We start from the raw sequence: 11,830 nt of genomic DNA on the forward strand, positions 1-11,830 counted from the left end.
AAACCGGACCATTCCGACTTCTTTAGTGAGCCAAGATGACTGAACAGACCCAGAACGCCGCACAGCATGAGGATAACAAGCTGATTGCCGAGCGCCGCGCCAAACTGGCTGCGCTGCGCGAGCAGGGCAATCCGTTCCCGAATGACTTCCGTCGCGATGCCACCGCCGCCGAACTGCAGGCGAAGTACGGTGATAAATCCAAGGAAGAGCTGGAAGGTCTGGGCATCAAGGTGGCCATTGCCGGCCGCATGATGCTCGACCGCAAGGCGTTCAAGGTGGTCCAGGACATGACCGGCCGCATCCAGATCTATGCCTCCAAGGACGTCCAGAAAGACACCAAGCATTGGGATATGGGCGACATCGTGGGCGTGCGTGGCACCCTGTCGAAATCCGGCAAGGGCGACCTGTATGTGACCATGGACGAATACGTACTGCTGACCAAGTCACTGCGCCCGCTGCCGGAGAAGCACAAGGGGCTGACCGACACCGAAGCCCGCTATCGGCACCGGTACGTGGACCTGATGGTGAACGAGGACAGCCGCCGTGTGTTCCATGCCCGGTCGAAGATCATCAACGCCATGCGCCAGTACTTCGCCGAGCGTGATTTCATGGAGGTGGAAACCCCCATGTTGCAGGTGATTCCGGGTGGCGCCACCGCCCGTCCGTTCGTGACCCATCACAACGCTCTGGGCATCGATATGTATCTGCGCATTGCGCCGGAACTGTTCCTCAAGCGCCTGGTGGTCGGTGGCTTTGAGCGAGTGTTCGAAATCAACCGTAACTTCCGCAACGAAGGGCTGTCTACCCGGCACAACCCCGAGTTCACCATGGTCGAGTTCTACCAGGCCTACGCCGATTACAACGACCTGATGGACCTGACCGAAGACATGCTGCGTACCATCACCCAGAAGGTGCTGGGTACCACCACTGTAATCAACACACGGGTACTGAAAGACGGTAGCGAAGAGACCATCGAATACGATTTCGGCAAGCCGTTCGAGCGCCTCACTGTGGTCGACGCCATCCTGCGCTACAACCCGGACATCACCCGTGAGCAACTGGCTGACGACGCACAGGCCCGAGAAGTGGCCAAGAACCTTGGTATCCACGTGAAAGACATCTGGGGCCTGGGCAAGGTGCAGATCGAAATCTTCGAAGCCACCGCCGAGCATCGCCTCACCCAGCCGACGTTCATCACCGAGTACCCGAAAGAAGTGTCGCCTCTGGCCCGCTGCAAAGACAGCGATCCGTTTGTGACCGAGCGCTTTGAGTTCTTCGTGGGCGGTCGGGAGATTGCCAATGGCTTCTCTGAGCTTAACGATGCCGAAGACCAGGCCGAACGCTTCCAGGCCCAGGTGGCTGAGAAAGATGCCGGCGACGACGAAGCCATGTTCTACGATGACGACTATGTCATGGCCCTCGAATACGGTTTGCCGCCGACCGCTGGTGAAGGTATCGGCATCGACCGCCTGGCCATGCTGCTGACCAACTCGCCATCCATCCGCGACGTCATCCTGTTCCCGGCCATGCGCCCGGAACACAAGGCCGAACAGAAACCGGAAAGCGAGTAAGCCCATGCACCCTGCCGAGGCACTGGCTCAACAACTGAAGCCCGGCCGCGGCTGGGACCAGTGGCTGGCGGACGAGTTCCGCCAGCCCTACATGCGGCAACTGGCCGAATTCCTCGCCGCCGAGGAACAGGCCGGCAAGGTTCTGTATCCCCCCAGCTCCCACTGCTTCAATGCCCTCAACAGCACACCGCTGGCCAACGTAAACGTAGTGATCCTTGGCCAGGACCCCTACCACGGCCCCGGCCAGGCCCATGGTTTGTGCTTCTCTGTGCGCCCTCAGGTTCCGCCACCACCGTCCCTGGTCAATATCTTCAAGGAAATCGAAACCGACCTGGGTATCGCGCCACCGGATCACGGCTGTCTGCAGCCGTGGGCAGAGCAAGGCGTGCTACTGCTCAACAGTGTCCTCACGGTCGAGCAGAGCAATGCCGGAGCCCATCAAGGCAAGGGTTGGGAGCAGTTTACCGACAAGGTGATCGAAGTTATCAACCGGGAGCGCGACAACGTGGTGTTCCTGTTGTGGGGCAGCTACGCCAAGAAAAAGGGCCAGCACATTGACCGGAACCGCCACCTGGTTCTGGATGGCCCACACCCGTCACCGCTCAGTGCCTACCGTGGATTCTTTGGTTGCCGGCATTTCTCGAAGGCTAACGAATGGCTGAGGGAGCAGGGCAGGCCCTCCGTTGATTGGGCTTTGCCAAGCAAAGCTGCGTTGATTGCCAAGTATAAAAAGTGACGCGCTGACGAAGGCAATGCAAAGGTAGTCTTCAGGGCGGGGCAGGCTGCCGAAACCGTGCGGAGCCGAGCATACAGGGAGGTATTCACAGCGTGTTTCGGGAGCTGGTCCCATCGCAAGGACGGGCGCCAAACTCCCAAAACCACGAGGTATTACTGAAGCAGCGCCATAGCCGCTTCCATCTGCGCATTCAGATCCTCTTCCTCGCTCATATCGACATTCGGATCCAGTCCCAGCCGATCGAACGCAGAAATCTTCGTCCAGTCCATCTCGTTCCAGGGATGATCGCTCCCGGCAACCAGCTGCAGGTTGGCCACCATGACCAGATCGGCATAATCCGCTGCCGGCACCTCACGCTGGAAGTTGGCGTATTCCAGAGGCACATTCTGCAGTTCCTTTGGAAAATCCCATTTTTTCAGAATCATAGAGCCAATACGTGGGTGCAGCTCATCAATCACATTGTCCAGCATGATGCTGCTGATCTGGATATCCTGATCCTCCACATAACGCAGAATCGGCAGAATACCGATCAGGTGCACCAGGCCAGCCAGCGTTGCCTGATCCGCCTTCAGGCGGGTGTAATGTTGCGCCAGAACATGGCACACGCCCGCCACTTCGGTGCTGGTCTGCCAGGTGGCGCGCAGGCGCTTGTCGATCATATCTGACGTGGCCTGGAACATCTGTTCCATCGCCAGCCCCATGGCCAGATTACTGGTGTAAGCCATACCCAGCCGGCTGACCGCCATGTTCAGGTTTTCGATGGCGCGACTGCCGCGAAACAGCGGGCTGTTGCACACCCGGATGATACGCGCCGAGAGCGCCGTATCGTTGCTGATGACCTTCACCAGATCGGCAATGGCAGAGTCTTCGGACTCGGCAATCTCCCGCACCTGAAGCGCTACCTCAGGCAGGGTTGGAAGTACCAGCTTGTCGTTTTCAATGGCAGCCGTCAGGTCAGACTTGATGGTTTCAACAATATTGGCCATGGTCAGTTAGGTTCCACTTGTCTGGAGGCATCCCACGTACGGGGATAAAACCGGTATGTGTTTTAATTTATAGCAAATTTTTCCGGTATTTCCTGTCAACTTATGTATCCGGCTGTTCGGCTTTCTCTCGTTCAGGGACCGGATAGGGTATCGGCCGCACCTCAAGTTGCAGGCCCTCATGACCGTCTACGCCCAGATGCTTGCTGGCCGCGTCATGTCGGATCACCGCCAGCATTTCCCCCTGCTGCTCGCCAGTCAGTACTGAGTTAACCACCTCGCCCACGGCACTGCCATCGGCGATCAGGCGGGTACCGGGTGCCGGGGCGGCATCAGTGCCGGAGAAAGCGACCCGGAACAGGCTTTTCTTTAACTGGCCGAGGAAATGCATCCGCGCAATCACTTCCTGTCCGGTGTAACAGCCTTTCTTGAAGTGAATGCCTTGCAGATGCTGAAGGTTGAGCATCTGGGGAACATAGGCTTCCCGGGTTGCCTCGGTCAGCCAGGGTACGCCGGCGCTGATCTCCGAGGCCTGCCAGGTCGGCATGGAAAGTTCGGAGGTGGGCGGCAACGAAGGCTGGGCATCGGTTTGCCAGAGTTCGAAGCGAGCGAGGTGGTTGCTGTCATCTTCGACACGAATCAGGTACCCGTTATCGGTACTTAACACCTGACCGGGGCGGGTCAGTTCGTCTGTGGCCGCGCCGGCAACCTGTCGGGCGGTCTCGATCCCCAGCAGACCGGTGATCCGGCCTGCGTCAAGAACGGCAAGCGATGTGCCCCGGAACAGCATCAGGTACTTGTTCAGGTGCTGAACGGTGTCTTCTGCGGTCTCCCGCTCGAGGCTGAGCAGCAAGTCTTCGCCATCCCGGACCAGTCGGGTAATGCAGTAGGCCCTGCCCTTCGGGGTGCAGGCTGCTGCCCTGAGCGACTGTCCGGCAGTGACTTCGTCCACACTCTGGCTGAACTGGCCCTGGACAAACTTGTCGGTACCCGGCCCGCTGATTCTGGCCAGAACCCGGTCGGTCAGATGAGCCCAACCCTCGTAAGTGGGATTGGCTGGCGTTTCGGTATTGGCGTTAGTCATCGAAAACTCCGGATGGAATCGGGGGTTCACCGTGAAATAGCTGCTGGCCCTGCAAGGAGCCACATGCGCAGCCGACGGAATGCCTGTTCGGAAACATTGCCACGACATAGCCGGGATGGGCTGAGCAGGATCGCGGTCATGGTGTCTGATCTGGTGACAACGGACTCTACTTTCAAGACCAGAAAGGATGCACCGAGCGAGCTGCAGCCGCAAACTCTGGCGGTAACTTCCTGGCCATTGGCCAGCTGGCATCGAAGATGCCGGTCGTCAGTGGTTAGGCTGATAATGGCATTGGCTCCACGGAGCCGGCCACAACGACGGAATTCCTGCCAGCCCAGAAGCAGGGAAACCGGTAACAACACCAGTGCCAGCGGGGTGATGGACAGGCTGATTGCCAGTAGTACAGCAGACAGCGCCAGCCAGGGCAGGCTGGCGCAAATACCCGCGGCCCTGGAGGGCGACAGGTTCAGTTCAATCGGGTTGGACACGGTTCAGGATCATGTCAACGATGTGACGAAGATCCGGGTCCTCCGGCTTGCTGCGCTGCATGAACCACTCGAACATGTCCGTATCCTCGCAACTTAACAGCTTGCGGTAACGGGCCTGGTCTTCCGCTGAAAGATCCCGGTATACCTCTTCAAGGAACGGGAGCAGCAGGACGTCCAGTTCCAGCATGCCGCGGCGGCTGTGCCACCACAGGCGATGAAATTCAGTGTGATCCTGAGAAGTATTGGTTTCGGACATAACGGATTCTGCCTTTGGAAACGGAGTAAGGCCCGGTCTCAGGGAGACGGGGTGCGGTAAGTCGTCGGCACCAGCACGGTATCCTGGGCGTCATTCAACAGGCCCGGATAATCCAGTGTGTAATGCAGGCCTCGGCTTTCCTTGCGTTGCAGTGCCGAGCAGATGATGAGGTCGGAGACTGTGACCAGGTTGCGCAGCTCGATCAGGTCATTGGAGACCCGGTAGTTACTGTAAAACTCGCCGATTTCACGGGACAGCAAATCAACCCGGTGTTTCGCCCGCTGCAGGCGTTTGGTGGTTCGGACGATGCCGACATAGTCCCACATAAAGTGCCGAAGTTCGTCCCAGTTATGGGAGATGATGACGTCTTCGTCGGAGTCCCGCACCTGGCTTTCGTCCCAGTCCGGGGCTGACGGTGGTGGTGGAATGTCAGCCTCCCTGCGGGTGATGTCCTGAGCCGCGGCCCGGCCATAGACCAGACATTCCAGCAACGAGTTGCTGGCCATGCGGTTGGCGCCGTGCAGGCCGGTGAAGGCGGCTTCGCCAACGACATAGAGTTGGTTGATGTCGGTACGCGCCCGTTCATCACTGACAATTCCGCCGCAGGTATAATGGGCAGCAGGCACCACGGGGATGGGTTCGCGGGTAATGTCGATCCCGAAGCTCAGACACTTTTCGTAAATGGTCGGGAAGTGCTGTTTGATGAAGTCGGCCGGCTTATGGCTGATATCCAGGAACAGGTGGTCTGCACCCAGGCGCTTCATCTCATGGTCAATCGCCCGGGCAACAATGTCCCGGGGCGCGAGTTCCGCCCGTTCATCAAACCGGTCCATAAATCGACTGCCATCCGGCAGCCGGAGCACGCCACCTTCGCCCCGAACCGCCTCGGTAATCAGGAAGGACTTGGCGTGCGGGTGGTACAGGCAGGTGGGGTGGAACTGATTGAACTCCATGTTGGCAACACGGCAACCGGCTCGCCAGGCCATGGCAATTCCATCTCCGGAAGCGCCGTCCGGATTGGTCGTGTAGCGATACGCCTTGGAGGCGCCGCCGGTGGCGATGACGGTGAACCTGGCTCGAAACAGTTCCACATGATTGTCTTCGAGATTCAGGATGTAGGCGCCGACGCAGCGGTTGCCGGGAAGCGCAAGCTTGCGGTTGGTAATCAGGTCCACAGCCACCCGGCCGGCTTTCAGGTGAATATTCGGCCTGGCCTGGGCCTGGCTCGCCAGGGTGGTGGAAACCGCGTGGCCGGTGGCATCGGCGGCGTGGATAATCCGGCGATGGCTATGGCCGCCTTCGCGGGTGAGGTGGTAGTCCTCGCCATCGTCCTGCCTGGTGAACTTCACGCCGGAGTCGATCAGCCATTTGATGCTTTCCTTGCTGTGTTCCACGGTAAAGCGGACCGCATCCTCGTGGCACAGACCGCCGCCCGCGTTGAGGGTGTCCTGTATGTGATTCTCCACGGAATCGGTATCGTCCAGAACCGCAGCGATGCCTCCCTGGGCCCAGAGGGTGGCGCCAGAGCTGATATCGGCTTTGCTGATGACGCAAACCCGCAAGTGCTCCGGAAGATTCAGTGCAACGGTAAGGCCGGCAGCGCCGCTGCCGATGATCAGAACATCGTATTCGTAGGACTGTGGCATTGAGTCGTGGTCGCGGGCCATAATGTGGACGTGTATTGAACTAAACTTTACGCTTGCTGTCTATTTGGGCTAACGGATAACCCTGTCAGCCGGGTGCGGTCTGCATCAAGGGTTAGTGAACGAACGCTGGAACAGCCCAATGACACAAGCCACTCGTATCGAGGCCAGACCACTGGCTCCCAAAACAGGACTTTCTGTTGCTTCGTCCATGACGCCTGAAAATGACTGGAAACCCGGTGAGCAGTCCGACAGCCAGACGGATCTGCAGTTGGTTCGCAAGGTCCGGAACGGAGATCGTGCGGCCTTCGATCTGCTGGTGGTGAAATACCAGTCCAGGGTCGCGTCTATTATCAGCCGCTATGTCTACGACAGCCAGGAAGTCATGGATCTGACTCAGGAAACCTTTGTCAAAGCCTTCCGCGCGATTGATCGCTTTCGCGGCGACAGCGCGTTTTACACCTGGTTGTACCGGATTGCCGTAAACACCGCCAAGAATTTCCTTGAGGCCCGCGGCAGGCGGCCCCAGGGATCGGCGGATGTCACCGATGCGGAAAACTTTGATGATGGCGGCCGACTGCGTGACCCGGCCTCGCCGGAGCGGTTGCTGCAGAGGGAGCAGTTGCAGAAAGCTCTTGCGGAAGCCATTGCCAGCCTGCCGGAGGAACTGCGGTCGGCGTTCCTGCTCAGGGAATACGATGGCCTGAGTTATGAAGATATTGCCCGGATACTGGAGTGCCCCATAGGTACCGTGCGCTCAAGAATTTTCCGGGCGCGGGACTCGGTGGATCGCCACCTTGGCCCGCTCCTTGATCAGTCAGTAACGTGAATGAGGTTGCATCCTATGGATGAGCGTCTCAGAGAAACACTGTCTTCGATGATGGATGACGAGGCCGATGAGCTATCGGTTCGTCGGTTGTTGTCACATGGCAACCAGGAGGACGTGCGCGGCCAGTGGCAGCGATGGCAGCAGATACGTGATCTGATGCACGAGCAGCACGGTCCTGCCGATGGTATTGATGTTGCCGGCGCGGTGAGGGAAGCGCTCGATGGCCATGCTCGCTCAGAACAGGCCCGGTCGCCGGTGGAGGTGCCCAGGGTGTCGGTCTGGCGCTGGCCGGTGGCCGCCATGGTGTTCATGGCGTTGATTGTGGGCTTCGGCGCCGGAGCCGGCTGGGATACCCGCACCGGAGTACCTGTTCAGGCACTGGCCGGCGGCAGTGCCGAGCCTTCAGCCTCTGGGGTAACGCTATCGGCGGCGGTTGAGGAAGTGGCACTACAGCGGCTGGACGAAGACCAGTTGCGCCAGATGCGTCAGTACCTGCTTGAGCATGCCCAGCACAACAGCGTGGGTGCAGGTCGTGGCTCGGTGGGTTACGCCCGCCTGGTCAGCGCCAGTGGTAACTATTGAACCGGGAGCATGGGTTTATGAACAACCGGGTATCCAGCAGGTCGGTATTCGGAGCGGTTGCCGCTCTTGTGGCTCTGCTGTGCCTGTTGATCAATCCGGTGAGGGCCGAGTTGGCCAGCGAGACAACGAAAAGCGGTGAAGCCCCGGCGGCCATGGCCTGGCTGGAGCGGCTTGGCCCTGCACTCAACATGACATCGTACCGCGGGGTCTTTGTTTATGCCCGGGGCGAACAGGTACATTCCATGCGCATCGCCCACCGTTACCGGAACGGGCGTGTTGAGGAACGCCTGGTGATGCAGGACGGCGGCAGTGGTGAAATCGTCCGTAAAGGCATGAACGTGGTCTGTGTATTGCCTGACCGGGGCAGGGTCCGGCTGGACGAGGTGATTCCTTCGGGCCCGTTCGCAGAAGCGTTTACCAGTCAGTTGATGCCGTTTGGCCGCTGGTATCTGCCTGAACTGGCGGGTGAAGACCGGGTCGCCGGCTACGATGTGGTGATCGTGGCGCTCGGGGCCCGGGATGATGATCGCTACAGCCACCGCCTCTGGCTGGAAAAAGAGACGGGGCTACTGGTCAAGAGCCAGGTGCGGGATGTAAACGGTGAGGTACTGGAGCATTTTCAGTTCACCGATCTTGAGATCACTGACGATATTTCCGACGAGGAACTCGAGGTTCAGACCCGTGGTCGTGAGATTAGCCGTACCCTGGACGATGGCCGGAAACAGGAGTCATCGGTTGGCCGGATGAATGGCTGGACTCTGTCCTGGCAGCCGGAGGGCTTTGTGCCGGCGGCTGCACCACGTTCGGGCAGTGGCAAGGCCGTGGCGTTCTCCGATGGCCTGGCTGCGTTTTCCGTATTTGTCGAGCCTGTCGGGCGGCTGAAAATGCCGACAGGCGCTTCCCGTATCGGGGCAACCACCATCTACATGCGCGAAGTCATGGTCTCTGATCGCCCCTTCCTGATAGCGGTGGTTGGTGAAATTCCGCCGGGCACTGCACGAAAGGTGGCAGATGCCGTGGAAGTGGATGACGATTTCGTAGCTGAGCTGTCCGGTCATGATCACGGAAACCGGTAAAGTCGTGGCCCTGGTGGGTGATCAGGTTTGGGTTCAGACGATAAGAACCAGTGCCTGTCAGAGTTGCTCGGCCCGCTCGGGCTGCGGGCAGCGAGCCCTGGCTGCGGTATCCGGCGGCCGGGCGAACCAGGTACTGGTAGATAATTCCGTGGGCGCCCGGGTGGGGGATGAAGTGGTCATCGGTCTGGATGAACAGTCGCTGCTGAATGCCTCGCTGATTATTTATGGTTTGCCGTTGGTGCTGATGGTGCTTGCCAGTGTGATGGCGCATACCTGGGCCGCGGGGTCAGACCTGGGCGCCATAGCCGGAGCGGTGGCAGGCCTGGGCGTCGGGTTCTGGCTGGTGCAGCGTTGGCAGGCCGGGGCCGGTGATCGCTACCAGCCGCGGTTGTTGAGGATAAAGACAATTCCATCCTCGACATGTCCATGATCCCTACCGTTTTTTAAGTTGAAAATTCACGCCCCAGCCCCAGAATAGCTCAATAAACGCAAGTAAAATCAGGGGGTTCTACATGCCAGAAAAAAATATAGAAGCTGCCCGTATGCCTTCCCTGGCCAGGCCCGGGGCCATGCTGGGCGTTCTGCTGATGCTGGCTGCCATGGTGTCGGTATTCTGGAGCCAGGGCGTCGCAGCCAGAGGCCTGCCGGATTTCACTGAGCTGGTGGAAGATAACTCCAGTGCGGTGGTGAATATCAGCACTACGACGGATCCGGGCAGCCAGAGCTCTGGCTTCCATGGGCTCCCTTTTGATGAAAGGCAACTGGAGCAGTTGCCGCCTTTCCTTCAGGATTTCTTCCGCGGCCCACAGTCTCCTTTTGGTGGTTCCCCTCGCCCGCAGCAGCCGCGCAGGAGCATGGGCTCCGGCTTTATTGTGTCAGCGGATGGTTACGTCTTGACCAACAACCACGTGGTTGAGGGTGCCGATGAGGTGATTGTGCGCCTGAATGACCGCCGCGAGTTTTCCGCCACCATCGTGGGTACCGATCCCCGCTCGGACATGGCGGTTCTCAAAATCGAGAATGGTGAAGACCTGCCGGTGGTCAGCGTTGGACGTTCCCGGGATCTGAAAGTCGGCGAATGGGTTTTCGCGATCGGCTCGCCATTCGGGTTTGACTACACGGTGACGGCGGGCATTGTCAGTGCTCTGGGCCGCTCGCTGCCATCCGAGAACTACGTGCCGTTTATCCAGACCGACGTTGCCATTAACCCCGGTAACTCCGGTGGCCCGCTGTTCAACCTGGAAGGCGAAGTGGTGGGCATAAACTCCCAGATTTACACCCGCTCCGGCGGCTTCATGGGGGTGTCGTTCGCCATTCCGATTGACGATGCCATGAACGTATTCCGCCAGCTCCGTGACAAAGGCACCGTCGCCCGGGGTTGGTTGGGCGTGCTTATTCAGGAAGTGAACCGGGATCTGGCCGAGAGTTTCGGGCTGCGCCGTCCCCGCGGCGCGTTGATTGCCGAAGTGATGCCGGATTCACCGGCGGAAAAGGGTGGCCTTGAGGCCGGTGATATTGTGCTGGAATACAATGGCGAGGATGTTCAGTTGTCCTCTGACCTGCCGCCCATGGTTGGCCGCACACCGGTAGGTGAATCGGCGCGCCTGACCGTGTTGCGCGGTGGTGATGAAATCACCCTCGACGTGGAAATTGGCAAGTTGCCGGAAGACGGCGATGACGCTGCCCAGCCCTCAACCGGTAGCCGCGACAATAGCGCGGGCGCACCGCTTGGGTTGTCCGTTGAGCCACTGGCCCCCGAGACTGCCCGCTCAGTTGGCGTGGAAGGCGGTGTTGTAGTCGCTGGGGTGGATCGTGGCCCGGCTTTTGAGGCTGGTATTCGTGCCAGGGACATCATTACCGAGATCAACCGCCAGCAGATTCGCTCGGTGGAGGACTTCCGGTCGGTGGTCCGCGACTTGCCGGAAAACCGGGCGGTTTCGGTCCGGATTGTAAGGCAGGGTCGGGCAATCTATCTGGTCATGAAGCCCTGAGTCTATAACCACATTTCAAGTAAAATTGGGCCCCCGGCGTGTCAGGACACGTTCGGGGGCTTTTGGTTTTCAAGCCTTAGTTTGTCCGTTTTGAGCGAGCACTATAAAAGCCATTCGATGCTTTGTGCCCGCCAAGTCGACCCGGAATTTCTGTCATTAACGATTAAGCCGCTTTTAAACAAAAGCGAACATTCGGAGTACCTCATATCCTTGGCGTTATCTGCCCCAGTTAAGCGCTTGGTCGCTTCTCAAGAACCTGGCAAGCGATCAAATGGACTAACTGTTCCAGCTCGTCGATCGCCAATAATGTGGGTGTAGATTTCAGTCGTCCGAATATCGCTGTGGCCGAGGATTTCCTGAACTGTTCGAATATCACTCCCTGATCTCAATAACTCCGTCGCGAAAGCATGCCTAAAGGTGTGTGCTGACACTCGTTTGGTGGTGCCGCTATCCAGAACCGCCTGCCTCAGTTGCCGCGAATAAGAAGAACGATGAAGATGGTGCCGGCACACATAGCCAGCGATGGGGTGAACGCATCTTGTCGAAGATGGGAATAGGTATTGCCATCCCAAGTCCTTCATAACCGGCCCG

Annotated in this window: 13 protein-coding genes; 7 read left to right on the forward strand and 6 right to left on the reverse strand. The window is 59.0% G+C overall.

Annotated elements, in window-relative coordinates; translation table 11 throughout:
• Positions 1 to 35 precede the first annotated feature (35 nt).
• Complete coding sequence (gene lysS / locus QPL98_RS14230) at positions 36 to 1,571, forward strand: lysine--tRNA ligase (protein WP_014420746.1); 1,536 nt, start codon at positions 36 to 38, stop codon at positions 1,569 to 1,571.
• 4 nt (positions 1,572 to 1,575) lie between these two features.
• Positions 1,576 to 2,307: a uracil-DNA glycosylase gene (gene ung, locus QPL98_RS14235; protein WP_022991041.1), complete on the forward strand. Its 732-nt coding sequence runs from the start codon at positions 1,576 to 1,578 to the stop codon at positions 2,305 to 2,307.
• 152 nt (positions 2,308 to 2,459) lie between these two features.
• On the opposite strand, the gene QPL98_RS14240 is transcribed toward ung, so the two are convergent.
• The 5 genes from QPL98_RS14240 to nadB form a co-directional block, all read right to left on the reverse strand.
• The gene (locus QPL98_RS14240; RefSeq protein ID WP_014420748.1) at positions 2,460 to 3,293 is read right to left on the reverse strand and encodes an HDOD domain-containing protein; all 834 of its coding nucleotides are present in this window, start codon (positions 3,291 to 3,293) and stop codon (positions 2,460 to 2,462) included.
• Between the two features lie 100 nt (positions 3,294 to 3,393).
• Entirely contained in the window at positions 3,394 to 4,374 is a 981-nt protein-coding gene (locus QPL98_RS14245) for a folate-binding protein YgfZ (RefSeq protein WP_023008841.1), read from the reverse strand.
• A gap of 26 nt (positions 4,375 to 4,400) precedes the next feature.
• Positions 4,401 to 4,862 carry a hypothetical protein gene (locus tag QPL98_RS14250; protein ID WP_303293486.1) on the reverse strand — a complete coding sequence of 154 codons (462 nt, stop codon included), beginning with the start codon at positions 4,860 to 4,862 and terminating at the stop codon, positions 4,401 to 4,403.
• On the reverse strand, positions 4,846 to 5,118 hold the full coding sequence (locus tag QPL98_RS14255; protein ID WP_011785730.1) for a succinate dehydrogenase assembly factor 2: 273 nt from the start codon (positions 5,116 to 5,118) through the stop codon (positions 4,846 to 4,848). The genes QPL98_RS14250 and QPL98_RS14255 overlap by 17 nt, the downstream gene beginning before the upstream one ends.
• A gap of 38 nt (positions 5,119 to 5,156) precedes the next feature.
• Positions 5,157 to 6,764, reverse strand: coding sequence for an L-aspartate oxidase (gene nadB / locus QPL98_RS14260; protein WP_181800070.1), 1,608 nt, complete (start codon positions 6,762 to 6,764; stop codon positions 5,157 to 5,159).
• Positions 6,765 to 6,903: 139 nt separating this feature from the next.
• Here nadB and rpoE point away from each other — a divergent pair, with 139 nt between their 5' ends.
• The 5 genes from rpoE (at position 6,904) to QPL98_RS14285 (ending at position 11,239) form a co-directional block, all read left to right on the forward strand.
• The gene (gene rpoE, locus QPL98_RS14265) at positions 6,904 to 7,590 is read left to right on the forward strand and encodes an RNA polymerase sigma factor RpoE (protein WP_031211465.1); all 687 of its coding nucleotides are present in this window, start codon (positions 6,904 to 6,906) and stop codon (positions 7,588 to 7,590) included.
• Between the two features lie 15 nt (positions 7,591 to 7,605).
• Positions 7,606 to 8,172 carry a sigma-E factor negative regulatory protein gene (locus QPL98_RS14270; protein WP_011785727.1) on the forward strand — a complete coding sequence of 189 codons (567 nt, stop codon included), beginning with the start codon at positions 7,606 to 7,608 and terminating at the stop codon, positions 8,170 to 8,172.
• A 17-nt stretch (positions 8,173 to 8,189) separates the two neighbouring features.
• Positions 8,190 to 9,248: a MucB/RseB C-terminal domain-containing protein gene (locus tag QPL98_RS14275; RefSeq protein ID WP_011785726.1), complete on the forward strand. Its 1,059-nt coding sequence runs from the start codon at positions 8,190 to 8,192 to the stop codon at positions 9,246 to 9,248.
• Entirely contained in the window at positions 9,229 to 9,678 is a 450-nt protein-coding gene (locus tag QPL98_RS14280) for a SoxR reducing system RseC family protein (RefSeq protein ID WP_022991048.1), read from the forward strand. The genes QPL98_RS14275 and QPL98_RS14280 overlap by 20 nt, the downstream gene beginning before the upstream one ends.
• Before the next feature lie 112 nt (positions 9,679 to 9,790).
• Complete coding sequence (locus QPL98_RS14285; RefSeq protein ID WP_222448472.1) at positions 9,791 to 11,239, forward strand: DegQ family serine endoprotease; 1,449 nt, start codon at positions 9,791 to 9,793, stop codon at positions 11,237 to 11,239.
• Between the two features lie 248 nt (positions 11,240 to 11,487).
• On the opposite strand, the gene QPL98_RS14290 is transcribed toward QPL98_RS14285, so the two are convergent.
• Positions 11,488 to 11,820, reverse strand: coding sequence for a tyrosine-type recombinase/integrase (locus QPL98_RS14290; protein ID WP_236072911.1), 333 nt, complete (start codon positions 11,818 to 11,820; stop codon positions 11,488 to 11,490).
• Positions 11,821 to 11,830 lie beyond the last annotated feature (10 nt).

This window comes from Marinobacter sp. ST-43, from assembly GCF_030541085.1.
In the GTDB taxonomy this organism is placed as follows: Bacteria; Pseudomonadota; Gammaproteobacteria; order Pseudomonadales; family Oleiphilaceae; genus Marinobacter; species Marinobacter nauticus.

Excerpts from the sequence above, each read along its gene's own strand:
- lysS (WP_014420746.1), top strand. The coding sequence starts at position 36 with ATGACTGAACAGACCCAGAACGCCGCACAGCATGAGGATAACAAGCTG.
- ung (WP_022991041.1), top strand. The coding sequence starts at position 1,576 with ATGCACCCTGCCGAGGCACTGGCTCAACAACTGAAGCCCGGCCGCGGC.
- QPL98_RS14240 (WP_014420748.1), bottom strand. The coding sequence starts at position 3,293 with ATGGCCAATATTGTTGAAACCATCAAGTCTGACCTGACGGCTGCCATT.
- QPL98_RS14245 (WP_023008841.1), bottom strand. The coding sequence starts at position 4,374 with ATGACTAACGCCAATACCGAAACGCCAGCCAATCCCACTTACGAGGGT.
- QPL98_RS14255 (WP_011785730.1), bottom strand. The coding sequence starts at position 5,118 with ATGTCCGAAACCAATACTTCTCAGGATCACACTGAATTTCATCGCCTG.
- nadB (WP_181800070.1), bottom strand. The coding sequence starts at position 6,764 with ATGCCACAGTCCTACGAATACGATGTTCTGATCATCGGCAGCGGCGCT.
- rpoE (WP_031211465.1), top strand. The coding sequence starts at position 6,904 with ATGACACAAGCCACTCGTATCGAGGCCAGACCACTGGCTCCCAAAACA.
- QPL98_RS14270 (WP_011785727.1), top strand. The coding sequence starts at position 7,606 with ATGGATGAGCGTCTCAGAGAAACACTGTCTTCGATGATGGATGACGAG.
- QPL98_RS14275 (WP_011785726.1), top strand. The coding sequence starts at position 8,190 with ATGAACAACCGGGTATCCAGCAGGTCGGTATTCGGAGCGGTTGCCGCT.
- QPL98_RS14280 (WP_022991048.1), top strand. The coding sequence starts at position 9,229 with ATGATCACGGAAACCGGTAAAGTCGTGGCCCTGGTGGGTGATCAGGTT.
- QPL98_RS14285 (WP_222448472.1), top strand. The coding sequence starts at position 9,791 with ATGCCTTCCCTGGCCAGGCCCGGGGCCATGCTGGGCGTTCTGCTGATG.
- QPL98_RS14290 (WP_236072911.1), bottom strand. The coding sequence starts at position 11,820 with ATGAAGGACTTGGGATGGCAATACCTATTCCCATCTTCGACAAGATGC.